This window comes from Rhodococcoides kroppenstedtii, from assembly GCF_900111805.1.
Taxonomy (GTDB): domain Bacteria; phylum Actinomycetota; class Actinomycetes; order Mycobacteriales; family Mycobacteriaceae; genus Rhodococcoides; species Rhodococcoides kroppenstedtii.
Window position 1 is genome coordinate 1 of sequence record NZ_FOJN01000017.1, and the last position, 23626, is coordinate 23626.

The 23626-nt window shown below is 70.5% G+C and carries 25 protein-coding genes and 2 pseudogenes; 14 read left to right on the top strand and 13 right to left on the bottom strand.

Going from position 1 to position 23626, the window contains the following annotated elements; genetic code table 11:
- A partial coding sequence (locus BMZ18_RS17000; protein ID WP_342028314.1) for a biotin/lipoyl-containing protein occupies positions 1-558 on the top strand: 558 nt, incomplete at its 5' end.
- Positions 559-566: 8 nt separating this feature from the next.
- Complete coding sequence (locus tag BMZ18_RS17005) at positions 567-989, top strand: WhiB family transcriptional regulator (RefSeq protein WP_074922333.1); 423 nt, start codon at positions 567-569, stop codon at positions 987-989.
- Between the two features lie 312 nt (positions 990-1301).
- Here BMZ18_RS17005 and BMZ18_RS17010 read toward each other — a convergent pair whose 3' ends face one another.
- Positions 1302-1865 carry a TetR/AcrR family transcriptional regulator gene (locus BMZ18_RS17010; protein ID WP_244516580.1) on the bottom strand — a complete coding sequence of 188 codons (564 nt, stop codon included), beginning with the start codon at positions 1863-1865 and terminating at the stop codon, positions 1302-1304.
- A gap of 114 nt (positions 1866-1979) precedes the next feature.
- On the opposite strand from BMZ18_RS17010, the gene BMZ18_RS17015 reads away from it, so the two are divergent.
- Together BMZ18_RS17015 and BMZ18_RS17020 are read left to right on the top strand one after the other, a co-directional pair.
- Positions 1980-2579 (top strand): NAD(P)H-dependent oxidoreductase, encoded by a 600-nt coding sequence (locus BMZ18_RS17015; RefSeq protein WP_068362943.1) that lies wholly within the window; start codon positions 1980-1982, stop codon positions 2577-2579.
- 90 nt (positions 2580-2669) lie between these two features.
- Entirely contained in the window at positions 2670-4073 is a 1404-nt protein-coding gene (locus BMZ18_RS17020; protein ID WP_068101425.1) for an HNH endonuclease signature motif containing protein, read from the top strand.
- Between the two features lie 6 nt (positions 4074-4079).
- Here the strand turns inward: BMZ18_RS17020 and BMZ18_RS20225 are convergent, their stop codons facing one another.
- On the bottom strand, positions 4080-4205 hold the full coding sequence (locus tag BMZ18_RS20225) for a hypothetical protein (RefSeq protein ID WP_261773484.1): 126 nt from the start codon (positions 4203-4205) through the stop codon (positions 4080-4082).
- Between the two features lie 209 nt (positions 4206-4414).
- Here BMZ18_RS20225 and BMZ18_RS20110 point away from each other — a divergent pair, with 209 nt between their 5' ends.
- The gene (locus BMZ18_RS20110) at positions 4415-4621 is read left to right on the top strand and encodes a hypothetical protein (protein ID WP_244516581.1); all 207 of its coding nucleotides are present in this window, start codon (positions 4415-4417) and stop codon (positions 4619-4621) included.
- Here the strand turns inward: BMZ18_RS20110 and BMZ18_RS20350 are convergent.
- Positions 4522-4860, bottom strand: a pseudogene (locus BMZ18_RS20350) (SDR family NAD(P)-dependent oxidoreductase); the annotation flags it as partial. The gene BMZ18_RS20110 and the pseudogene BMZ18_RS20350 sit on opposite strands and share 100 nt — an antisense overlap.
- Positions 4861-4936: 76 nt before the next feature.
- Here BMZ18_RS20350 and BMZ18_RS17030 point away from each other — a divergent pair.
- From BMZ18_RS17030 to BMZ18_RS17045, 4 genes are all read left to right on the top strand, one after another.
- Entirely contained in the window at positions 4937-5560 is a 624-nt protein-coding gene (locus BMZ18_RS17030) for an FKBP-type peptidyl-prolyl cis-trans isomerase (protein ID WP_068362967.1), read from the top strand.
- Positions 5561-5680: 120 nt separating this feature from the next.
- Positions 5681-6721: an ABC transporter substrate-binding protein gene (locus BMZ18_RS17035; RefSeq protein WP_068362936.1), complete on the top strand. Its 1041-nt coding sequence runs from the start codon at positions 5681-5683 to the stop codon at positions 6719-6721.
- Positions 6722-6801: 80 nt separating this feature from the next.
- The gene (locus tag BMZ18_RS17040) at positions 6802-7794 is read left to right on the top strand and encodes a FecCD family ABC transporter permease (protein WP_244516584.1); all 993 of its coding nucleotides are present in this window, start codon (positions 6802-6804) and stop codon (positions 7792-7794) included.
- A complete protein-coding gene (locus BMZ18_RS17045) occupies positions 7791-8618 on the top strand; it encodes an ABC transporter ATP-binding protein (protein ID WP_068362930.1) in 828 nt (275 codons plus the stop codon). Before BMZ18_RS17040 ends, BMZ18_RS17045 begins: the two co-directional genes overlap by 4 nt.
- Here the strand turns inward: BMZ18_RS17045 and BMZ18_RS17050 are convergent.
- Together BMZ18_RS17050 and BMZ18_RS17055 are read right to left on the bottom strand one after the other, a co-directional pair.
- Positions 8551-9276, bottom strand: coding sequence for an SDR family oxidoreductase (locus tag BMZ18_RS17050; RefSeq protein ID WP_068362927.1), 726 nt, complete (start codon positions 9274-9276; stop codon positions 8551-8553). The two genes, BMZ18_RS17045 and BMZ18_RS17050, sit on opposite strands and share 68 nt — an antisense overlap.
- Positions 9273-9614 (bottom strand): nitroreductase/quinone reductase family protein, encoded by a 342-nt coding sequence (locus BMZ18_RS17055; RefSeq protein WP_068101444.1) that lies wholly within the window; start codon positions 9612-9614, stop codon positions 9273-9275. Before BMZ18_RS17055 ends, BMZ18_RS17050 begins: the two co-directional genes overlap by 4 nt.
- A gap of 120 nt (positions 9615-9734) precedes the next feature.
- On the opposite strand from BMZ18_RS17055, the gene BMZ18_RS17060 reads away from it, so the two are divergent.
- Together BMZ18_RS17060 and katG are read left to right on the top strand one after the other, a co-directional pair.
- A complete protein-coding gene (locus tag BMZ18_RS17060; RefSeq protein WP_068362965.1) occupies positions 9735-10184 on the top strand; it encodes a Fur family transcriptional regulator in 450 nt (149 codons plus the stop codon).
- Between the two features lie 29 nt (positions 10185-10213).
- A complete protein-coding gene (katG, locus tag BMZ18_RS17065) occupies positions 10214-12421 on the top strand; it encodes a catalase/peroxidase HPI (protein WP_068362924.1) in 2208 nt (735 codons plus the stop codon).
- Between the two features lie 45 nt (positions 12422-12466).
- On the opposite strand, the gene BMZ18_RS17070 is transcribed toward katG, so the two are convergent.
- From BMZ18_RS17070 to BMZ18_RS17085, 4 genes are all read right to left on the bottom strand, one after another.
- Entirely contained in the window at positions 12467-13822 is a 1356-nt protein-coding gene (locus BMZ18_RS17070) for a lipase family protein (protein WP_068362922.1), read from the bottom strand.
- A gap of 27 nt (positions 13823-13849) precedes the next feature.
- On the bottom strand, positions 13850-14839 hold the full coding sequence (locus BMZ18_RS17075; RefSeq protein WP_068101454.1) for an ABC transporter substrate-binding protein: 990 nt from the start codon (positions 14837-14839) through the stop codon (positions 13850-13852).
- Positions 14840-14911: 72 nt separating this feature from the next.
- Positions 14912-15829, bottom strand: a complete 918-nt coding sequence (locus BMZ18_RS17080) for a TIGR03620 family F420-dependent LLM class oxidoreductase (RefSeq protein ID WP_068362920.1) — start codon at positions 15827-15829, stop codon at positions 14912-14914.
- A gap of 5 nt (positions 15830-15834) precedes the next feature.
- Positions 15835-16326: an SRPBCC family protein gene (locus BMZ18_RS17085; RefSeq protein WP_068362915.1), complete on the bottom strand. Its 492-nt coding sequence runs from the start codon at positions 16324-16326 to the stop codon at positions 15835-15837.
- Between the two features lie 102 nt (positions 16327-16428).
- On the opposite strand from BMZ18_RS17085, the gene BMZ18_RS17090 reads away from it, so the two are divergent.
- Positions 16429-17253, top strand: a complete 825-nt coding sequence (locus tag BMZ18_RS17090) for an SDR family NAD(P)-dependent oxidoreductase (protein WP_211267482.1) — start codon at positions 16429-16431, stop codon at positions 17251-17253.
- 3 nt (positions 17254-17256) lie between these two features.
- On the opposite strand, the pseudogene BMZ18_RS17095 reads toward BMZ18_RS17090, so the two are convergent.
- Both BMZ18_RS17095 and BMZ18_RS17100 read right to left on the bottom strand, forming a co-directional pair.
- A pseudogene (locus tag BMZ18_RS17095) lies at positions 17257-17723 on the bottom strand (Clp protease N-terminal domain-containing protein); the annotation flags it as partial.
- Positions 17724-17778: 55 nt separating this feature from the next.
- Entirely contained in the window at positions 17779-19287 is a 1509-nt protein-coding gene (locus BMZ18_RS17100) for a flavin-containing monooxygenase (protein WP_068362912.1), read from the bottom strand.
- A 70-nt stretch (positions 19288-19357) separates the two neighbouring features.
- Between BMZ18_RS17100 and BMZ18_RS17105 the strand changes: the two genes are divergently transcribed.
- Positions 19358-20365 carry an AraC family transcriptional regulator gene (locus BMZ18_RS17105; RefSeq protein ID WP_068105700.1) on the top strand — a complete coding sequence of 336 codons (1008 nt, stop codon included), beginning with the start codon at positions 19358-19360 and terminating at the stop codon, positions 20363-20365.
- Between the two features lie 9 nt (positions 20366-20374).
- On the opposite strand, the gene BMZ18_RS17110 is transcribed toward BMZ18_RS17105, so the two are convergent.
- Positions 20375-21052, bottom strand: a complete 678-nt coding sequence (locus tag BMZ18_RS17110; protein ID WP_068362909.1) for an SDR family NAD(P)-dependent oxidoreductase — start codon at positions 21050-21052, stop codon at positions 20375-20377.
- A 1-nt stretch (position 21053) separates the two neighbouring features.
- Positions 21054-21929, bottom strand: coding sequence for an LLM class F420-dependent oxidoreductase (locus BMZ18_RS17115; RefSeq protein ID WP_068362906.1), 876 nt, complete (start codon positions 21927-21929; stop codon positions 21054-21056).
- A gap of 177 nt (positions 21930-22106) precedes the next feature.
- Here BMZ18_RS17115 and BMZ18_RS17120 point away from each other — a divergent pair, with 177 nt between their 5' ends.
- A complete protein-coding gene (locus BMZ18_RS17120) occupies positions 22107-23621 on the top strand; it encodes an NAD(P)/FAD-dependent oxidoreductase (protein ID WP_082833839.1) in 1515 nt (504 codons plus the stop codon).
- The last annotated feature ends 5 nt before the right edge of the window (positions 23622-23626 follow it).

Here is a 23626-nt window from a genome sequence, read left to right on the forward strand (position 1 = left end):
TCGGCCGAGCGGCGGGATCGGCTCAACCACCTGCTCTTCCCCGGCCCGGCGAAGGAGTTGGCCGAGCACCGCGAGAAGTACGGGGACACCTCCGGCTTGTCGGCGAACCAGTTCTTCTACGGGCTCCGCCAGGGCGACGAGCACCGGGTGAAGCTCGAGAAGGGGGTGGAGTTGCTGATCGGGCTCGAGGCGATCAGCGAGCCCGACGAGGCGGGGATGCGGACGGTGATGTGCATCCTCAACGGGCAGTTGCGTCCGGTGTCGGTGCGGGACCGCTCGATCTCTGCCGACGTCCCGACCACCGAGAAGGCCGACCCGGGTGATCCGTCGCATCTGGCGGCGCCGTTCGCCGGGGTGGTCACCCTCGTCGCCGCCGAAGGCGACACCGTCGCCGCCGGCGACACCGTCGCCACCATCGAGGCCATGAAGATGGAAGCGGCCGTCACCGCGCCCCGGTCGGGCACCATCACCCGCCTCGCCCTGTCCGGGGTGGCCCGCGTCGAAGGCGGCGACCTCATCGCCGTCATCGCCGTCGGCGACACCACCGACCCCAACTGACGCGGGCGATGGTCACGGTGGTATCGGCTGCGGTGAATCCGGGTCAGTTCTGCAGGACGTTGGTGGAGCTGCCGCCTGCGCAATTGCGATTCTGGGGCTGGCAAGCGAACGGCCTGTGCCGTTCCCACGACACAGCGACGTTCTATCCCGAAGGTTCGAGTGCGGCGAAGAGCGCGACCGTCGACAAGGCGAAGTCGTTGTGTCGGCGCTGCCCTGTTCGCACAACGTGCCTCGACCACGCGCTGCGCACACGCGAACCCCATGGTGTGTGGGGTGGATTCACCCCCACCGAAAGAGCTCGCATGCTCGTAACCGATCCGTCCACCGGGGCCTCGGCTGCCGACACCGTCATGGGTGACGATGCGGTCGTGCAAGACAGGCGCCCGCGCCCCACCGGCATCCGAGCCTCCGGTTCGTGGTCGGTCGACTGACCATGTCATTTCGACGCCGACCTCGACGGCGTACCGGCCGGATGCCGCGACATGGACGAACGACGGAGGCTCGAGGTCCTGATCCGACCGTGACCCGAACACGGCGGGCAGGCGCACCCCGCCCGCCGCAGCGCTGCCCAGAAACGAGAAGAAGTGCCTGCCCCGACTGTTCACGGCCGCAGCTGCGCAGGTTGTGTCGGCTGCGGCGACAACATGTGTACGCATCCGCAGCTCGTGCATGTGAACCAGAGAGATCCCCTACTCAACACCGCCGATAATCGACATTATGTCAGCTTGGATCAGCGAGCAGGGTCAGGACCGCTCCACCACCGACACGATGACGGCACTCACCTCGTCGTAGGCCTCCTCGACCGTGAGCGTGCCCTCGGCCGCCGCGGCGGAGACAGCGTCGGCGGCACCGAGCATGCCGACCATGGCCGGCGTGGACACGTCGCCGGTGCGTGTGTGCTGCGCCAGGATCCGCCGGCACTGATCCGCGTACGCCTGGTCCGCCCGCCGCTTGTAGTCCGCCAGCTCCGTCGATCCCTCCAGGGCGGCGGCCACCCCGGCGAGTTCGCGTCCATGGCGCACCACGCAGTCAACGTACGAGACGGCGATGGCTCTCGCGGTGTGGACCACCCCGCCGTCGCCGACCTCCGCCACCGCCGCATCCAGTGCAGCGGACTGCTCCGCGTCGTACTCCTCGAACATGGCGACGACCAACCCGGCGCGTGTCGAGAAATGATCGTAAACAACAGGTTTGGTGACGCCCGCGACGTCGGCGAGGCGGCCGAGGGTCAGGGCGTCAGCGCCGTCCTCCCGCACCAGGGTCCAGGCGAGATCCAGCAACTGACGACGTCGGTTCGCCCTGGTCATCCGCTGCCGCACCATTCGACACTCCCCTTCGTCGCCCTATCTACCATCAGTAACTTACGCGTGGTAGCTTCGGGGAGAAACCTACCATCGGTACATAGCCGGAAGGGCCTTCCCGTGCGCACTCTCGTCGTCGTCGACCATCCCGACACCACCTCGCTGACCCACCACGTCGCCCGTCGTCTCGCGGACGACATCGCCCACCGAGGCGACGACGTGGCGATCGCCGACCTCCACGCCGAGGGCTTCGACCCGCGGTTCACCCTGGCGGACCGACAGCGGTACAGCGCCGACGGGCCGCTCCCCTCCGACGTCGAGGCCGAACAGCGCCGCCTCGACGACGTCGACCACCTCGTCCTGGTGTTCCCCGTGTACTGGTGGTCGGTGCCCGCGACCCTGAAGGGGTGGATCGACCGAGTCTTCGTGCGCGGGTGGGCCTTCGACGACACGACCGTCCCCGTGACGCGCAAGCTCGGACACCTCACCGTCCACCTCGTGGCCGTCGCCGGCGAGGACGCGGCAGGATTCGCGAAACGGGGCTACGACGCCGCGATGGCGACGCAACTCGAGACCGGAGTGATCGGATACTGCGGCGCGCGTCTCGGCGCGCGGGTGACGGTCCACTCCTCCGAAACCACGTCGCGGAACGAGCTCGCGCGGGCCGTCGACGGCGCGGTGACGTCGGTCGCCGCGGTGCAGGTCGGCGTCCCCGTGTGAACGTATGTTCGATTTCTGTCGGTGGGTCGGTCTAATCTGTCGTCGGTGTCGGGGGGCACCTGATCGGCCGAGACCGTACGGGGGTGGGGCGTGACCGTGATCGACGACGTCCTCGCCTCACAGCGCGCCGCCTACGCCGCGCACGCGGCGACCGTGCGCGGCGCGGTCGCCTACATCACCGAGACCCCCTCGGGTCATCACGACGCCGACGCCGTCGAACGCGCCCTCGTCTCCGAGGTGGCCGCACGGCTCACGGTCAGCCGCCGCACCGTGCTGGACTGGATCGGAACCTATTGCGCGGCACCACCTGCCGTGCGCGACGCATTCCACTCGGGACTGCTGCCGTGGGCGGCGTTCCGGGCACTGTGCCGCGCGCTCGCGGGCACGACTCATCGTGACGAGCGGCTGCTCGGCCGATTGATCGACGCCGCGTGCGGCGCCACTCCGGGCACAGTGCCCGCCGCCATCGACGGTGTCCTGGCGGAGTACGACGCCACCTGGCATCGAAAGGCCCGGGAAGCGGCCACCGCCGAGCGCGGGATGACGGTGCGGCGGCTCCCCCGCGGCCAGGCCGAACTGCGACTGCGCGGGCCGGCCGAGATGATCGCGGACATGAGTCGGCGCGTGACCGACGCCGCGCGACGGCTGTGCGGCACCGATTCCCGGCCCCTTCCTGCGCGCCTGTTCGACGCCGCGCACGCCGTGATCACCCGCAGCGCTCTGTCCTGCACCTGCCCGGACCCCACCTGCCCGCACCGTGACGTCGACACGGCCGCGCTGCCGATCCCGCGCGCATGCATCGTGATCGACGCCGCCACCGCGGCCGGCCTGTCCGGCGAGCCCGGTCACCTGCTCGGGTGGGGCCCGGTTCCGGCCGACACCGCGCGCCGCATCGCTGCGGACGCGACGTGGCAGGCCGTCATCACCGAGGCCACGACGAACCCGGCGGCGCGCCTCGATCGACCGTCCTCGCGCGCGGACTCTTCGCTGCCGGTGGCGAACCCTCACCGCCGCGGCCGGCCCCGTCCGCTACCGGGATGGGTGCCCGACGTCGGATCGACCGCGCGATCGACGGCCTGGACCGCGATGCGCACCGCGGTCGACTTCCTGCGTGCCCATCCCGACCAGGAGGATCGCTTCCGATTACTTCCGCCGAATCGGATCGCGACTCCCCCGCCACCGTCGGCGCTCGTCTACGCACCGAGTGCCGCCCTCCGCGCCGTCGTCGAGGCTCGATACGCCACCTGTGTCGCGCCGGGATGCCTCGTGCCCAGCTCCGACTGCGACCTCGACCACGTCGAGCCGTTCGACCACGACGAGCCGCTCCTCGGCGGCTGGACCGAGCTGAGAAATCTCGAACCGTTGTGCCGCACGCACCACAACGACAAGACGGCGGGCCTGTGGACCTACCGCATGCTGGACCACGGCATCGTCGCGATCCGAGATCCGCACGGGCACAGGTACTTCACCGCACCCGACAGGCTCGACAGATGAACGGGGCTAGAAGGACCCGCCGCCGAGGATGTGCACCAGACCCAGCACCAGAAAGCTGGCCACGTACAGCGGTCCGCGAATCGGATCTCCCGCAGATGCACCCTCGCGCAGCCATTCGACGATGTCGGTCACCATCACGTCCTCCTGTGCTCGTCGGCGTCCGTCGGAGACGAGGATACGAAGGAAACCGACCGGGCGTCATCCTGCCGCGTCGGCGGGATCTCCGAAGCGAACATCGAGGGGCCGCTGCGTCACCGGCGTCTCGTGCAACCGGAGATATTCCTCGGCAATGACGTCCGGGTCGTAGTCGGTGCCGGGCGCCACCGGGCCGCAGCCCCGCCTTGCCCAGCGACAGCGTGGTCAGGGTCGGCAACGGCGTCGGCATGCCGGCGGTGGCCAGGAACGATCCGCCGCCGAGGTCCGCCATCCGCGGCAGCAGGAACGCCGCCGCCGTCACCGCCCCACCGACGTTGACGGCGTACGTGTCCGCCACCGTGCGCGCATCGAGATCGGTCACGCGGTCGGTGCGGATGACCCCGGCGTTGTAGACCACCACCTCGGGTACCCCGAGACGGTCCACCAGATCGCCCAGCGCTCCACGGAGCCCCGCCTCGTCGGCGACGTCCGCGAGAACCCCGGCCTTCGGGGTGTCGAGGTCGGCCAGCACCCCGTCCACGGTGGTGCGCGAGCGCGCCGCGACGCCCACCGGCCGTCCGGTCGCGGCGAACCGCCGCGCCACCGCCCGACCGATTCCCGGACCCGCCCCGATCACGACCACCGCACCCATGCCGCCTCCTACCCCGCTCCCGACGACGCTCGTCGCCGCCCCGGTCCGGCATACCCCGTCTGTACCGTGGGCGATCGTGACTCTCTCCCGTACCGCCGTGATCCTGGCCGCCTGCGCCACCGCCTCGCTCGCCCTGGCGGGGTGCAGCAGCAGCGACACCGCGGCGCCGACCGGCACCACCTCGGCCGCCGCCGCGGCCACCACCACCGCAGGCACCGGCACCGCCGACTCCCCGCGCACGACGTGTCCCACCGCGGAGCCCGCGGACGACGCGGCGGCGGACTGGACGCTCGACGGTGACACCGGCTCGATCGCCGTCGTCGGACCGACGGCCGACACCGCTCCGCGCGTCGACGTGCAGGGACCGTTCTCGGTGGCCGAGACCCGTGTGCAGACCCTGACCACCGGCGACGGTCCGGTCGTGTCCGACTCCGCGCGGGTGTCGGTCTGCTACCAGGGCGTCAACGGCCGTGACGGGTCGGTGTTCGACAGTGCCTTCGAGCGAGGCGTACCCGTCGCGTTCCCGCTCGCGAACGTGGTCCCCGGCTTCCAGAAGGCGATCGCCGGTCAGACGGTCGGGTCGACGGTGGCCGTCGCGGTGACGTCGGCCGACGGGTACCCGAACGGCCAGCCGCGCGCCGGCATCGAGGCCGGCGACAGCCTGGTCTTCACCATCGACATCCTGGACGCGTCCGCCTGACGCCGCCGGTTTCTCGTCGCCGCGGGTCTTAGGTTAGCCTCTGCTCGGTCGCGCACCGGTGCGATCGCGGCCCGTCGACGACCCGGCGGCCGATCACCGTGGAGAAGGATCCCTCGACTCGTGCGTGCTCGTCGTCTCGGCCTGGTGGCCGTCGCAACCCTGACCCTCGGCACTCTCGTCGCCTGCGGCGCGTCGGAGGAGGTGACGGACTCCACCGCGGCCACCACGGACGGCGGCACCGTCTACCCGCTGACGCTCGACAACTGCGGCGAGACGGTCACCGTCGACGCCCCGCCGTCGCGGGTGGTGTCCCTGGACCAGGACTCGACCGAGATCCTCCTCTCGCTCGGCCTGCAGGACCGGATGGTCGGCACCGCGTCGTGGACCGACCCGGTGCGCGCGAATCTCGCCGACGCCAACGCCGCGGTGCCGCGTCTGGCCGACAACGCCCCCACCTACGAGGTGGTGCTCGACACCGAGCCCGACTTCGTCACGGCGTCCTTCGGCCGTCACTACAAGCAGGGTGGCGTCGCCGAGCGTGCGCGTTTCACCGAGGTCGGTGCTCCGGCCTACCTGTCGCCCACCGACTGCGACAACGGACGCAGCGTCAACGGCGGCACCGCTCGCACCAACCCGCTGACCATGGACTCGCTGTACCAGGAGATCACCGAACTGGCGGCAATCTTCGACGTCAACGAGCGCGGTGCTGCCCTCGTCGACGACCTGAAGGCGCGCGTCGCCGCCGCCACCGAGGGGGTCGAGAGCGGCGACATGACGGCGGCGTTCTGGTTCGCCGACACCACCAGCCCGTACATCGCCGGCGGTTACGGCGCCCCGAACCTGCTCGCGACATCGCTCGGTATCCAGAACGCCGGCGCCGACATCCAGGACGACTGGGCGGCTCTCGGGTGGGAGAGCGTCGTGGACCGGGATCCCTCGATCCTGGTGCTCGGCGATCTCACCCGCGACCGCTTCCCCGGCGACCGTCTGGCCGACAAGATCGCCTTCCTCGAGTCGGATCCGGTCACCAGCACCATGACGGCCGTCCGTGAGAAGCGCTACCTCTCGCTGCACGGCGCCGAGATGAACCCCTCCATCCAGCTGGTCGACGGCCTCGAGAAGATGTCCGCCGGTCTGCGCGAGCTGGGCCCGTCGTCCTGAGTGCGCCCGCCACGGACCGGCCGACCCCGGTCCTTCGGTCTGCGCCGTCGGCACCGCCGTCCCGCCGACTGCGGTGGACCCTGTTGGCCGTCGGGACGCTGGCCCTCGGCGTGTTCTCCGTCCTCGTCGCCATCACCCTGGGTCCGGCGAACATCTCGCTCGTGAACGTGCGCGACGTCCTGCTGAACCACCTCGGCGTCACCGACGTGCCGGTGAAGGCGAGCAAGGACGCCATCGTCTGGGAGGAACGCCTCCCCCGCGCCCTCGTTGCCGCGGCCACCGGCGTCGGTCTCGGAATCTGCGGAGCGGTGATGCAATCGCTGCTGCGCAACCCGCTAGCCGACCCGTTCGTTCTCGGCATCTCGTCCGGGGCGTCCACGGGCGCCGTCGTGGTGGGTGTTCTCGGTGTCGGCGGCGCCGCGCTGGGACTGTCCGGCGGCGCGTTCGTCGGTGCGCTCGTCGCGTTCGCTCTGGTGCTGTTCCTCGCACGGATGTCCGGCGCGAGCACCGATCGGGTGGTCCTCGCCGGAGTTGCTGCAACGCAACTGTTCTCGGCGCTGACGTCCTTCGTCATCTTCGCGTTCGCGGACTCCGACGAGACCCGCGGCGTCATGTTCTGGCTGCTGGGTTCCTTCGAGGGCGTGCGGTGGAACGACGTCGCACTCTGCGCCGCCGTCGCGGCCCTCGCCGCGATCCTGTGCTGCTGGTACGCGTTCGTGCTCGACGCGTTCTCCTTCGGGAACTCGGTCGCGTCGTCGCTGGGCGTCGACGTCCGACGCGTCCGTCTGGCCCTGCTCGTCGGCACCGCGCTCGTCACCGCGGCGCTCGTCAGCGTCGCCGGCGCGATCGGCTTCGTCGGGCTCGTTCTCCCCCACGCCGCCCGGTTGCTCGTGGGACCGAACCACGCCCGCCTGATTCCGGCGACCGCGCTCATCGGTGCGATCTTCATGGTGTGGGTCGACGCCGTCTCTCGCGTGGCCTTCGCGCCCACGCCCTTGCCGGTCGGCGTCGGCACCGCCCTCGTCGGCGTGCCGGCGTTCATCGCGATCATGGCGAGAGGACGACGCGCATGACGTTGCGAGCATCCGCGGTCACCTGGAATCGCGGCGGCGCCCTGGTGGTCGACGGCGTGACGATCGATCCGCGGCCCGGCGAGATGATGGGCCTCCTCGGCCCCAACGGGTCGGGCAAATCCTCGCTGCTCACCCTGATGGCCGGCGCGGCCGCCCCGACGTCGGGGCGGATCGAGCTCGACGGCGACGACCTGACGACCCTGCGCCGCAAGCACATCGCCCGTGCGGTCGCCGTCGTGGACCAGCACGCGCACACCGACGTCGACGTGACGGTGCGGGACGTGGTCCGGCTGGGCCGCATCCCCCACCGCGGGACGTTCGGACCGTCGGCCGACGACGAGAGCGCGGTCGCCGCCGCGCTCGAGCAGACGGGACTGACCGACAAGGCCGGGTGCCTGTGGCGGCGACTGTCCGGCGGCGAACGTCAACGCGCACACATCGCCCGCGCCCTGGCGCAGCAGCCGCGCGAGCTGCTGCTCGACGAACCGACCAACCACCTCGACATCCACCACCAGCTCGAGATCCTGGCCTTGATCGCCCGCCTGCCGATCACGAGCGTCGTCGCCCTGCACGATCTCAACCTCGCCGCACTGTTCTGCGACCGCGTCGTCGTCATGCAGGACGGGCGGGTGGTCGCCGCGGGCGACCCGGCCGACGTGCTCACGGAGGATCTCGTGGCGCGCGTCTACGGGGTGCGTGCCGTCGTCACCCGGGAGACCGGAGGGCGGGTGCACATCCGCTTCGAACCGGGGGTGCCTACTCCCCCGTCGGACGCACCGCCAGCTCCACCAGCTCGGCCTCGCGAGGTGTCGTCAGCGCGGTGACGATCAGGCGCGCGATCGTCACCGGCGACATGCCGTGCGCGGCGACGTCGGCGCGGAACCGCTCGGCGTCGGATCCCGTGGCGGCGTCGGCGATCGGCGTGGCGACGTAGCCGGGAGCCACCGTGGTGACGCGGACCGGCTCGTCCGCGAGTTCGAGCCGCAATCCCTCGGCGATGGCGTGGGCGGCGAACTTGGTTCCGCTGTACACCCCCATCGTGTCACGCGGCACCCGTCGTCCCGACAACGAGGACAACACGACGACGTCACCCGCGCCCGAGGCGATCAGGTGCGGGACCGTCGCGCGCAGGGTGTGGAGGAGGCCGATCACGTTGACCTGGACCAGGTTCGCCATGTCCGCCGGGTCGTCGGTGGCAACGTTGATCGGGCGGGCGACGCCGGCGGAGGCGATCACGCCGTCGAGGCCGCCGAGGTACGCCGCCGCGCGATCGACGGCGGCGATCAGCGCGGCCGCGTCGGTGACGTCGGCCGGGACGGCGAGGCCGCCGAGCTCGTCGGCCAGCTCGGTGAGTTCCGCTTCACGACGGGCGATCAGCGCGACGCGGGCACCGGCGGACGCGGCGAGACGCGCTGTGGCGGCGCCGATTCCGCTGCTCGCCCCGGTGATCAGGAGGCGTCGCCCGGTCAGCGCGCCCGTCACGAGTCGAGTGTGATGGTCACCGTGACCGCGCCGGAGTTCGACTCGGTGGCCTGCGCCGTCCCGCGGTGCTCGACGCCGGCGATGTCGACGGTCACCGGAGCCGGGTCGGGGCGGAAGTTCCGCCACCACGACTTCTGGCTCGGCGCAACCACTTTGACGGTCACGACATCACCCCGCCTCGAGTAGGCGACCGGCAGGGAGATGCGCCGGCCCGACTTGCGCCCGGTGTAGGTCACGGTGGCGAGGCTCCGGCCGAGGAGCGACCCCAGCCCCGGCACGCGCATGAGCGGCCGCACGAGTGTGTTGGCGGCACCGGACACGGTCTGGAACAGCGTCATGGCGGTCAGTATGAACCAGAACGGTCGGCGGCGGGCCGACGCGCACGGGTGGGCTTTTTCTTGAACCATTCCAGTTTGCGAGGCATACTGGGTCCCGTGACCACGACGACGTACACGGAGATGCTGCGCGGTGCGGCCCTTCGCGTCACCCGGCCCCGCCTGGCGGTGCTGGGAGCGGTTCACGACCACCCGCACGCCGACACCGAGACCGTGTTCGGAGCCGTCCGGGCCACCCTGCCCGGCGTCTCCCGGCAGGCCGTCTACGACGTCCTGCACGCTCTGACCGACCACGGACTCCTTCGTCGGATCCAGCCGTCCGGTTCCGTCGCGCGCTACGAGACGCGAACCGGCGACAATCACCACCACATCGTGTGCCGCGTCTGCGGCGCGATCGCCGACGTGGACTGTGCGTTGGGATCGGCCCCCTGCCTCACCCCGGTCTCCTCGCACGGGTTCACCGTCGACGAGGCCGAGGTCGTGTACTGGGGTCGATGCGAAACGTGTTCCGCCCAGCGTCATCCCGTGACACACACCAGTGAACAGCCCACACTCCGGAGGGGAATTTCGTGACCGAAGATCACGTCACTCGCGAAAAAGAGATGAACGAGCACCAGCCTCAGGACGGCGACGTCACCGAGGGCGGCAAGTGTCCGGTCATGCACGACCGTATGCCCACCCCGGTCGAGGGTGGCGGCAACCGTGAGTGGTGGCCGAAGTCGCTCAACCTCAAGATTCTCAAGAAGAACCCCGCCGTGGGCGATCCGATGGGCGCGGACTTCGACTACAAGGCCGAGTTCGAGTCCCTCGACCTGAACGCGGTCAAGGAGGACATCCGGGCGCTGATGACGCAGTCGCAGCCCTGGTGGCCCGCCGACTTCGGCCACTACGGCCCCTTCTTCATCCGTATGGCGTGGCACGCCGCGGGCACCTACCGCAAGCAGGACGGGCGCGGCGGCGCCGGCTCCGGCATGCAGCGCTTCGCGCCGCTGAACAGCTGGCCGGACAACGCCAGCCTCGACAAGGCACGTCGTCTGATCTGGCCGGTCAAGCAGAAGTACGGCCGCAAGCTGTCCTGGGCCGACCTGATCGTGCTCACCGGCAACGTCGCCATCGAGGACATGGGTCTGCCGACCTACGGCTTCGCCGGCGGCCGCGTCGACTCGTGGGAGCCCGAGGAGGACGTGTACTGGGGCCCCGAGCAGACCTGGCTGGGCGACGAGCGCTACTCCGGTGATCGCACGAGCCTCGAGAACCCCCTCGCCGCGGTCCAGATGGGTCTGATCTACGTCAACCCCGAGGGCCCCAACGGTGAGCCCAACCCGCAGCAGTCGGCGCTGGACATCCGCGAGACCTTCGGCCGCATGGCGATGAACGACGTCGAGACCGCCGCACTGGCCGTCGGCGGACACACCTTCGGCAAGGTCCACGGTGCCGCCGATCCCGACAAGTACGTCGGTGCGGAGCCGGAGGGCGCTCCCATCGAACAGATGGGCCTCGGCTGGAAGAACAGCTACGGCACCGGCCACGGCGCCGACGCCATCACCAGCGGCCTCGAGGGCACCTGGACCCCGACGCCCACGAAGTGGGACAACACTTTCCTCGAGACGCTGTACGGCTACGAGTGGGAGGTCCACAAGGGACCGGGCGGCGCGTGGCAGTGGCGTCCGAAGGACGGCGCCGGAGCCGACCTGGTTCCGGATCCGGCGGACCCGAACAAGCGCCACCAGCCGATGATGCTCACCTCCGACCTCGCGATGCGCGTCGACCCGATCTACGAGAAGATCACGCGCCGTTGGCTCGAGCACCCGGAGGAGCTGGCCGAGGAATTCCAGAAGGCCTGGTTCAAGCTCACCCACCGCGACATGGGACCGGTGTCCCGCTACCTCGGACCCGAGGTGCCGTCGGAGACCCTGCTCTGGCAGGACCCGATCCCGGCCGTCGATCACGAGCTGATCGGTGAGGCGGAGATCGCCGAGCTCAAGTCGACGATCCTGAACTCGGAGCTCACCCCCACGCAGCTGATCAAGGCGGCCTGGGCCGCGGCGTCGTCGTTCCGAGGCTCGGACAAGCGTGGCGGTGCCAACGGTGGTCGCCTGCGCCTGCAGCCGCAGATCGGTTGGGAAGTCAACGAGCCGGACGAGATCGCACAGGTCGTCCGCGTGCTCGAGGGCATCCAGGAGTCCTTCTCAGGGACCGTCTCGTTCGCCGATCTCGTGGTCCTCGGTGGCGTCGCCGCCGTCGAGCAGGCCGCGAAGGAGGCCGGCGTCGCCGTCACCGTCCCGTTCACGCCGGGCCGCATGGACGCGACGCAGGAGAACACCGACGTCGACTCGTTCTCGGACCTCGAGCCGAAGGCCGACGGGTTCCGGAACTTCCTCGGCAAAGGCCAGCGCCTCCCCGCGGAGTACTCGCTGGTCGACCGCGCCAACCTGCTCACGCTCAGCGCTCCCGAGCTGACGGTCCTGGTCGGCGGCCTGCGCGTCCTGGGCGCCAACCACGGCGGCTCCACCCACGGCGTGTTGACGAACTCGGTGGGCACGCTCACCAACGACTTCTTCGTCAACCTGCTCGACATGGGCACCGAGTGGGTCCCGACCGCCGAGGAGGGCATCTACGAGGGCAAGGACGCGGCGACGGGCGAGGTCCGCTGGACCGGTACGCGCAACGACCTGGTGTTCGGCTCGAACTCCGAGCTGCGCGCCCTCGCCGAGGTCTACGCCTGCGACGACGCCAAGGAGAAGTTCGTCCGTGACTTCGTCGCGGCCTGGGACAAGGTCATGATGCTCGATCGCTTCGAGCTCTCCTGATCCGTCCGGATCGCGGTCACGCGACCGACAGCGGCGCCCCCGTACTCACCGAGTGCGGGGGCGCCGCCGTGTGTGCGAGCGAATGGGTCGGCGCAGCACCGCGCGCAGGAGCGTCGACGCCATCGAGCCGTACCCCGCGACGCTTCGTCGTTGCAGCGCGATCGAGAACACCGTCGTCGTGGTCCCCGGGCCCGGCGGTCGCCCGGCGACGCGGTCCGCGAGCCAGGCGAGGGACAACGGCACCGAGAGCGGCAACAACGTGATGTGTTCGCTGGTCCGGTCACGCAGGTACTCCACCGACGCTCCTGCGTCCCGGTAGCGCCGCACCTGCCCGTCGACGTCGTCGACGGCGATGATCTGGTCGTGCGTCGCCTGCACCACGAGCATCGGGAACTCGGGAGCCGTACCGCCGGGGCGGATCTCGTCGAAGATCGCCACCATCTCCGGCAGTGCCACCAGCTCGGTGAGCGGCAGTGTGGTGTGGCGGGAGAAGTCGTACCCCCGCAGCCGGACGATGGCGGCCATCGTGGTCATTCGCTCGACCGAGGTCAGGACGGCCAGGCCCTCCGCGGTCACGTACCGGTGCAACAGCCGGTCGAATTCCGGGTACGTGCGGCGGAGACCGGCCACGACCAGAATCGGGAGGGCGGCGTACGGAGTTCCGTTGAGCCGGAGAAAGGCCGACGCCGGGTCGCCCACCGGAGAGCCGAGCACCGCCCCCACGACGTTGAGTTCGGGCGCGTGCTCCGCAACGCCCTCCGCCGCCCAGGACGACGCCAGTCCCCCGCCCGAGTACCCCCACAGCGCCACCGGGGTGTCGGCCGGCGAGGCCGCGCGTTCGAAGGACAGGGTGGCCCGCACGGCGTCCAGCGTGCAGTACCCGGGTTCGGACGGAGCGCCCCAATGCCCCTCGGCCCCTTCGTGATCCGGGATGGTGACGGTCCACCCCAGGCGCACGGCGTGCAGCGCCAGGAGGAATTCGAACTGCGGCACCGTGCCGCGCGCGTGCGCGTGCCACCGCAGCGCGTAGGACGGGAAGGACCGACCGGACACCGCGTCGATGGCGCATTGGTACGACAGCAGGGGTCGTCCGCCGGCGCTGCCCCGGCCCGAATCGGCCGGGAGCAGCACCGTGGTGACGCTCACGTGCGGACGGTTCTCCAGATCACGGGTACGGAACAGCAACTGCCACGCGTCGATGCGCTGCCGCAGCCGCCCGAAGAGCGCCAGACGCACCGGCCGCGTGCGCAGCACGGTTCCGCACGCCACGGTCTCCCAGCCGTCGGGCGCGGTGTAGAACGGGTCCCGCTCCGGCGGCGTCACCGGACCTTCCGACCATTCCTCCACCACCCACGGTTCCGCGGTGGCGTCCTCCGGCTCGACCGGTCGCGGTGCAGTCATGGGGACTGTCTACCCCGGGACGTCGATTCAGCCTTCGACGGTGCCCACGACGGTCGCGGGATCGTCGTCCGTCGCGCGCGCCAGCGGCGGCACCAGAGCGTCGACCGCGTAGGGCAGCGACAGCGGCGAGGCGAACCCGAGCGCGGCCGGCACGTCGGTCCCGAACTTGCCGGTGTAGACGGTCCGGTCCTCCCGGACGACGGGCAGGCTCTGCAACAGGGCGTCGTTCGCGACGTCCTCGCGGTCGACACCGAGGAGGACCAGGGTGTCCTGGTTCAGCAGGTCGTAGCGCTCCGCGCTGACCGTGCCCGTGGTCTCGGGGGTCACGAAGCCGAGGTCGGTGAAGAAGCGGTTGCGGGGGTCGCCCGCCTCGAGGATGTAGAAGGTGCCGTCGAGGTAGAGCGCCACGGCGGCGGTGCGGCCGGCGAACGACGGGTTCTCGGCGGTGGCCGTCGCGAACGACTCCTCCACCGACTCCCGCACGGTGTCGGCCTCCGCCGCGCGTCCCAGGGCCGTGCCGTAGGCCGCGAGTTGATCGCGCCACCCCGGCGTCTCCTCGCCGTCCGCTCCGGGGATGTCCCCGACGGTGGTGGCGATGCCGCCGAGCTGCTCGTACTGCGACGGCTCGAGGTAGGCGTAGGTGGCCATGATGAGATCCGGCGACGCCGCCGCCACGCCCTCGAGGTCGAGCGTGTCGCTGCCGACCTCCGGAATGTCGGTTCCTGCCAACTGCTCCTGCGCCCAGGGTCGGGTGCGGTACTCGTATCCGGTGAATCCACGGGTGGCCACGGGCGTCACACCCAGCGCGAGCGCGAAGTCCTGGTCGTTGTAGCCGGCGGTGACGACGCGCTCGGGCGCCGACTCGACGGTGACCGTGCCGAACTTGTCGGTGATCTGCGCGGGGAACGCGCCGTCGGACGATCCGCCGGCGGGAGCGCCGTCGTCACCCGAACTGCACGCAGCGGTGCCGAGCAACAGAACCGCGGCGGCGGCGGAGAGGGCGACGGTGTGGCGCATGCGGGGCCTTTCGACGGAACGACGGATCGAGGTAAGGCTAACCTCACGGCTCGGACGCGTCGGCGTCGGCACCTACCCCAGTTCCAGCGCGGCGGCGAGACGGCGCCAGTCCTCGACCGGCGGAACCGCCATCGACTCCCCCAACACCTGCAGCAGCACGGTCGTCGCCCCGGCGTCGAGGTGCTCGTGGACCCGGCGGACGGTGGCGTCGAGCCCACGCGTGACCATGGCGTCGGCCAAGCGGTCAGAGCCTCCGCGGACGAAGTCCTCCTCGCCGAAACCCAGTCGCGCCCAATTGTTCCGGTAGTTCGGCAGGCCGGTGTAGATGTTCAGGTGGGCGTGCGCACGCTCGCTCCACACGCTCTCGTCGGCGTCCGCGGCCGGGTCGACCACGGCGGCCTGCTCGACGACCAGTCGAGGCCGATCCGCGTCTCCGGCATCGAGGATCTCGCGGGCGGTCGCCGTGTGCTCGGGCGTCACGAGGTAGGGGTGCGCGCCGGCGGTCCGCTCCCGCGAGAGCTCGAGCATCTTCGGCCCCAGGGCGGCCAGCACACGGGGTGCGTTCGCCTCCTCCCCCGCCACTGCGGCCGGCGCCGCGTCGAGCGCGTCCAGGTAGTCCCGCATCGCCGCGACGGGCTTGCCGTACAGGTGGCCGCGCATGCGCTCGACCAGGGGTGCGTGCGAGACGCCGAGTCCGAGGACGAACCGACCGCCCGACGTCGCATGGAGCGTTCGGGACGCCGCCGCCGTCGCCACCGCGTCCCGGGCGTAGATGCTGGCGATTCCCGTGCCCACCTCGAGCCGCTCGGTGGCGGACAGGTAGAGCTGGGCGGCGGTCAGGGCCTCGCGGCCGTAGGCCTCGCCGAACCACAGGGACTGCCACCCCTGCGCCTCGATATCGCGTGCGGCGTCCTGCGCCTGCCGCGCCGGGACGCCGTCGAGCGTGCCGGTCCAGAGTCCGATGGAGGGGCGAGGGTCCGGTGTCGTCATGGACGTCAGTGTGCCCCGCCGCGTTCGAGGACAACCCGGAGGCGATCGAGCGTCGCCTCGATGTTGGCGGTGTTCCCGGCTGCCCGGTCTCGCACGCCGGTCGCGAACCCGCCGAGCCCGACGAACCACGACGGCCGACGGTCCCACATGCGTTCGGTGACGAGCGTGCCGTTCTCGGTCGGCTCCAGGTCGTAGCGCCAGTGCGCGATCGGCACGATTCCGCGGGGGCCGTAGTCCACGTCGAAGGCGAAGACCCGGCCCTCGGTAGTGTCGGTGACGGTGCAGCGGGTCGACCACCGACGCAGTCCGTTGCGGTTGTGGCCCCGGAACACCGCCCCCGGCGCCGCCCTCGTACCGGAGACCCACTCCATCGACTCGGCCTCGACCGCGACCGAGGCCAGTCCGGACAGATCCGTGACGAGGGCGAACACCGCGTCCGGGGCGACCCGGACCGTGGTGGTCCCGGAGGCGAGCGCGGGGCCGGCGGGTGAGGTCATGACCGGAGCGTAGGCGGTTGTCGCGCAGAGTCAAGAACACCGTCCGACCATCCGGCAGTCTCGGGATTCGCATCGTTGTGTCGTCGACCCTCAGGAGAGCTCGTGCCGAAGTTGCCCCCGTTCCGTTTCCCCGGCTCCGTCGCGCTGGTCACCGGCGCCGCCAGCGGCATGGGTGAGCAGATGGCCTACGAATTGGCCCGCCGCGGAACGGATCTGGTGATCCTCGATCGCGATCGGGAACGGCTGGCGGACGTCGAGAAGGCACTGCACGCGCAGTCGCCCGGGCGATCCGTCGACGCCGTGGTGGCCGACCTGTCCGACCTCGACGCCCTCGGTCTCGTGCTCGAGGGTGTGCTCGAACGACACCCCAGGATCGACCTGCTGATCAACAACGCCGGAATCGCTTTCGGCGGCTCCTTCGAGCAGCTCAGCGCCAAGGACTTCGACTCCGTGATGACCATCAACTTCACCGCCCCCGTCGAGATCACGCGACGCCTGCTCCCGACCCTGCTGAAGTCGCCGGGCGCGCACATCGTCAACATCTCGTCGCTGTTCGGCATTGTCGCCCCGCCCGGGCAGTCCGCCTACTCGTCGAGCAAGTTCGCCATCCGCGGCTTCACGGAGAGCCTGCGCCACGAGCTCGTCGGTCGCGTCGGCGTCACCTCGGTGCACCCCGGCGGCATCAAGACCCGCATCGCGGAGACCGCGGGCACCGCGGCCGGCGCCACGGAGAAGGAGATCGCCGACGGCAAGGCCACCTTCGCCCGGCTCCTCACGTACCCCGCGGACAAAGCGGCGCTGCGGATCCTCGACGGCGTCGAGAAGCGGAAGGGGCGCGTGCTCATCGCGGCGAGCGCGTTCAGCGTGGACGCCCTGGCCCGCCTGTTCCCGTCGTCGTACTACGCGGTGATGCGCCGCGCGATGTGAGACTCAGGAGAGATCGAGAGCGGCGACCAGGTCGGCTTCCACGCGTGCCTTGGTCACGCCGAGCGACGTGAGCAGACCGTCGCCGTTCTCGTTCTCCAGCAGGGCGAGCAGCACGTGTTCGGTTCCCACGTAGTCGTGACCGAGCCGCAGCGCCTCGCGGAAGGTCAGTTCCAACGCCTTCCTGGCGGCGGCGTCGAAGGGGATCAGCGGTGCCTGCTCGGCATCCGCGTCGAGGGTCGGTCCGGTCACCGCCAGCGCGGCCTCGCGGATCGCGTCCGCCGACGGCCCCTGCGCGGCGAGGAACCCACGTTTCGCGCCCGCGGCGTGAAGCGCGAGAAGCCTTGACTCGCGTCCATCGGCGCGTCGTCCGACGCTTTGGGGACGAATTTCTTCTGCGCCGCCTGCTTGGTGACGCCCATGCTCCTGCCGATGTCCGCCCACGAGGCGCCGGACCGGCGCGCCTGGTCGACGATGCTCAGTCGGTCCAGGGCGTCGGGATGGGTCGAGGTTGACGACTGCGCATCGTCAACGAGCGGTTGACGCTCCGACGCGCTCGCGACGCGGCGTGCCCTTCAACGTCTTGCTCAGATCGCCCCGGAGCGTGGTGAGGCTGTCGAGCACGTAGTTCTGCCGCACCTGCCACGGGCCGCGATCGCCCTGGCGCGGGAACGCGTCGATGGACCGCTGGACGTAGCCGGACTGCAGGTCGAGCAGCGGCCGTTCCTCGAGCGGACCGTCCGGCGTGGGAACCACGGCACCGAAACCGCGCTTGTCCATGAACTCCAGAACGCGGCACACCAGGCGGTGGGTGATGTCGGCTCGCAGCGTCCAGGACGCGTTGGTGTACCCGATGCAGATCGCGAAGTTCGGAACGCCGGTCATCATCGCGCCTTGCCAGACGAACTGCTCGGACAGCGTCACCGGCGAGTCGTCGACGCGCAGCTCGATGCCGCCGAACGCCAGCAGCTGCAGGCCCGTCGCGGTGATCACGATGTCCGCGGGCAACGTGGCGCCCGAGACCAGCTTGATGCCGTCGGCCTCGACCCGTTCGATGCGGTCGGTCACCACCGACGCCTTCCCCTTCTTCATCGCCTTGAACAGGTCGGCGTCGGGCACCGCGCAGAGGCGCTGGTCCCAGGGGTTGTACTCGGGGGTGAAGTGCTGGGAGACGAGCTTCTCGTCCTTCAGGATCCGGGTCGAGAGGTTGGTCAGCAGCTTTCGGGCGGCCTGCGGACGACGGCGGCAGAACTGGTAGAACGCCGTCGAGAACGCGATGTTCTTCAGCCGAATCACCGTGTGCGCCAGCTGCGCCGGCAGGTACTTGCGCAGAGCGTCCGCCTGCTTGTCGCGACCGGGCACGGCGCTGATCCACGTGGGCGTGCGCTGCAGCATGGTGACGTGCTCGGCGTCGGGCGCCATGGACGGCACCAGGGTCACCGCGGTGGCCCCACTGCCGATGACCACCACCCGCTTGCCCGTCCAGTCGAGGTCCTCGGGCCAGAACTGCGGGTGCACCACCGTGCCGGCGAAGGTCTCGAGACCGGGAATGTCGGGGTCGTACCCCTTGTCGTAGTCGTAGTACCCGGCGCAGCTGTAGAGGAACGTGCAGGTCAGTGTCTCGGAGTGGGTGCGGCCCTGCTCGTCGGTGACCTGCAGATCGAGCGTCCACAGCGAGTCCGCCGTGGAGAAGTTCGCGCCGACCACCTTGGTGCCGAACCGGACGTGCTGGTCGATGCCGAACTCGCGCGCCGTCTCGTGGATGTAGTCGAGGATCGACGCCCCGTCCGCGATGGACTTCGCGTCGCGCCAGGGCTTGAACTGGTAGCCGAGGGTGTACATGTCGGAGTCCGACCGCACCCCGGGGTACCGGAAGAGGTCCCAGGTGCCCCCGATGGCCTGCCGCGCTTCGAGGATGGCCCAGGTCTTGTCCGGGTGCTCGGTGGACAGGCGGTATCCCGCGCCGATGCCGGACAGTCCGGCTCCGACGACGACGACGTCGAGATGGCGGGCGTGGTCGCGTTCGGTGGAGGTCATGGCACCCAGTGTCCCCATCGGACTCGGCCGACGCTTGACTTCACGCGACAAGTCCTTGACTCTGTGCGACATGCCCGCCATCAGATCCGCCGGCCTCCGAGGCTTCCGCGCCGCGGTGGCGGAACTCGGTGGCGACGCCGAAGCGTTCGCCCGGACCGCCGGGCTGCCGGTGGCCGCGCTGGACGCGGACGACCTCCTCGTGGAGGACATCGCCATGGCGGCCACCCTCGAGGTGGCGGCCAACGCCCTGCAGTGCCCCGACCTGGGACTGCGCATCGCCCGCCGGCAGGACCTCGGGATGCTGGGGCCGCTCGCGCTGGCCATCCAGAACTCGTCCACCGTCGGCGAGGCGCTCGAGTGCACCGAGCGGTACCTCTTCGTGCACGCGCAGTCGCTCTCGCTCGCCGTGGAGGAGGATCCGTACGGCGCCCCGGGCGTGGTGGCCCTGCGGTACGGCGTGCCCGCGGGCCTGATCGCGCCGATCCAGGGCACCGATCTCGGGCTGGGCTTCCTGCACCGCGCGACCGTCGCGCTCGTCGGCGGCCCCTACGGGCTGCGGTCGGTGGAACTGCCGTACGACCCGCCCGCTCCTCTCGAGGTCTACGAGCGGTTCTTTGGCGTCGCCGTCCGTCCCGGCCGAGCCGCGGCCCTGTTGCGGGTGCCGGCGACCCTGGCCGCGCGGCCCCTGCACGGCGGCGACGACGCGCTGCGCCGCCTGGCGTTGGCGTTCCTCGCGCAATCGGGTCCGGGCGGGGGCCCCGAGGTGTCCCCCCGCGTCCGAGCCATCGTCGGCCAGTCCCTCGGCACCGGTGTGCCGACGGTGTCCGGCGCCGCGCACCTGCTCTCGATGCACCCGCGGACCCTGCAACGTCGACTGGCCGACGAGGGCACGTCGTTCGGCGCGATCCTGGACGACGCGCGCCGCGACGAGGCTCGGCGCTACCTCACCACCACCGACCTGCCGATGACGCAGATCGCCGCCGCCGTCGGGCTGGCCGAACAGTCGACGTTCACGCGAGCCTGTCGCCGCTGGTGGGGCCGGACCCCGACGGACGTCAGACGTCGAGGAACACCCTGATGGGTGGGCTCAGCCGAACTCGGTCGACGGCACGTCGGTCTCGTCGCCGGTGATCGCGGCGACAATGCGGTCGGCGACCACGTCCGGATCGAGTCCCTCGGGCATCCGCGGCGCCTCGCCGGCCACCGGTCGCGTCGCGAGACCGGTCTCGGTGTGCGGCGGTCGGACGTCGACGATGCGGATCTTCCGACGTCGGGCCTCGGGGCGCGTCGCCGCGAGGAACGCGCCGATGCCGGCCTTGGACGCGCTGTACGCGGCCATGCCTCCGACGGGTTTCTCGGCCACGACGGCGCCGAGGTTGACCACCACGCCGCCTTCCTCGACCGCGCCGAGCGCGGCGCGGACCAGGCGCAACGGTGCGATGAGGTTGACGAGCAGCAGATCGTCGACCGTGTCGTCGTCGACCTCGGCCGCGGGGCCGAAGGCCACCACGCCGGACGCGATCACCACCCCGTCGAGACGGCCCGCGTGCTCAGCGGCCTCGGCGACGAATCGCCCCGGCACCGTCGGGTCGATGAGGTCCCCCGTGAGCACGTGCGCGTCGGCGCCGCCCACGTTGGCGACCCGGTCCGCGTCGCGTCCGGCCAGGGAGACCGACGCGCCGGCGTCCCGGAGCCGCCGAACGATGCGCTGTCCGAGCGCGCCGGATGCCCCCACCACCAGGAAGTGCTTGCTGCCGAGGTCCATCTCACGCCCCCATCTCGGCGAGTGGAGCCACCACGGCAGCCGTCGCCGCCCGAGCCCATCCCGCCGGATCGTCGCCGTGCGGGTTCAGGCAGACCGTGTCGATGCCCATCGCGGCGTAGGTCTCCATCTCGCGGAGGAACCCGTCGCGATCGGCGACCGGGTCGAGGGAGGAGATGATGGTCTTCTCGATCTCGTCGGGATTGCGTCCTTCGCGCTCGCAGTGCTCGCGCAGCACGGCGAGCTTGTGCGCCACGGTGTCGGTGTCCGCGGCGAACAGGTTGCAGAGCGAGGCGTAGCGGGCCACGAACGCGAGGGTCTTCTTCTCGCCCGACCCGCCCACCATGATCGGCGGGGCCGGCGACTGCAGCGGCCGGGGTTCGCAGATGGTCTCCTCGAGGGAGTAGTGCGCACCGCGATACGGGCCGTCGTCGTCGCTCCACATCTGCCGCACGATCTGCAGGGTCTCCTCGAGCCGCTCGAACCGCTCCTTCATCGGCGGGAACGGGACACCGAGACCCTTGTGCTCACGCTCGTACCACGCGGCGCCGATGCCGAGCATCGCGCGCCCGCCCGAGAGCACGTCGAGCGTGGTGACGGTCTTCGCGAGCAACCCGGGATGCCGGTAGGTCACTCCCGTCACCAGCAGGCCGAGCCGGATCGACTCGGTCCGACCGGCCAGGAACCCCAGGCCGGTGTACCCCTCGAGCATCGGGTCCTGCGCGGTGGCGAGGTTCTCCATCTGGAACCAATGGTCCATCAGGGTGAACAGCGTGCACCCGCCGTCCTCGGCGGCGCGGGCGGTGTCGGACAGCAGGGTCGCCGTCGCGGCCGCACCGCCCGGGTAGGAGAAATACGGGTAGTGGACGGCGAGATGCACGGCTGATCCTCTCGTTCCGGCGGTCACCGAGTGTGCCCGGTCACCGATGCTTCGGTCACACCGGAGCGTACGGACGAGTCGGATCGGGAACCCCCATGTCGGGCTCGCGCGAATCCTGTCGGGACGGAAGACTAGCGTTGAGCCGTACACCGGACCTTTTTTCTAGGAGCGATACACATGAGCGAGACGAACGAGAAGAAGCGCCACCACGTCGTCGTCATCGGTTCCGGCTTCGGTGGCCTCTTCGGCACGCAGGCGCTCAAGCGGGCCGACGTCGACGTCACGCTCATCGCCCGCACCACCCACCACCTGTTCCAGCCGTTGCTGTACCAGGTGGCCACCGGCATCCTGTCCGTCGGCGAGATCGCCCCGGCCACCCGCGTCATCCTGCGCAAGCAGAAGAACGCCGAGGTGCTGATGGGCGACGTCGAGCGGATCGATCTGACGAACAACACCGTCACGTCGCGACTGCTCGAGCGGGAGACGGTGACCCACTTCGACAGCCTGATCGTGGCCGCCGGAGCGCAGCAGTCGTACTTCGGCAACGATCACTTCGCCGAGTTCGCCCCCGGCATGAAGACCATCGACGACGCTCTCGAGCTCCGTGGGCGCATTCTCGGCGCGTTCGAGCAGGCCGAGCTGTCCACCGATCCGGCCGAGCGCGAGCGTCTCATGACTTTCGTCGTGGTCGGCGCCGGCCCCACCGGTGTCGAGCTGGCCGGCCAGATTTCCGAACTCGCGACCCGCACGCTCGACGGCGCATTCCGCAACATCGACGCGCGCGACGCCAAGGTGGTCCTTCTCGACGCGGCCCCCGCAGTGCTGCCGCCGATGGGCAAGAAGCTGGGCGAGAAGGCCGCGAACCGCCTCCGCAAGCTCGGTGTGGACATCCAGCTGAACGCGATGGTCACCGGAGTGGACAACGACGGCATCACGGTCAAGGACAAGGACGGCAGCGAGCGCCGCATCGAGGCGCAGTGCAAGGTCTGGTCGGCCGGCGTGCAGGCGAGCCCGCTCGGCAAGCAGCTCGCCGAGCAGTCCGACGGCACGGAGGTCGACCGCGCCGGTCGCGTCATCGTCGAGCCCGATCTCACGGTCAAGGGCCACCCGAACGTCTTCGTCGTGGGCGACATGATGTCCGTGCCGGACGTCCCGGGCATGGCGCAGGGCGCCATCCAGGGCGCTCGCTATGCCGCCAAGGCCATCAAGGCCGGCCTCGACGGGCAGGAGCCGAGCCAGCGCAAGCCGTTCTCCTACTTCGACAAGGGCTCGATGGCCACCGTGTCGCGGTTCAGCGCGGTCTGCAAGGTGGGCAAGCTCGAGTTCGGCGGCTTCATCGCCTGGGTCGCGTGGCTGGGCCTGCACCTCTTCTACCAGGTGGGATACCGCAACCGGCTCACCACGGTCATCTCGTGGTTCGTGACGTTCCTCGGCCGCGGACGTGCGCAGATGGCGTCGACGGAACAGCAGGTGTTCGCCCGACTGGCCATCGAACAACTCAATTCACTGGAGAAGGAGAACCGCATCGACGACGCTGCTCTCCCCACGCGCACCATCGACGCGAACTCGGCGGCGGGACGTCGGGATTCGAAGGCCGACGCCGACGCCGAGGGGCGACGCAAGCAGGTCGACAGCACGGAGAAGCGGGCGGCGTCGGGGGCGTCCCCGACCAGCGCCGAACGCGCGGGCTGATCGGG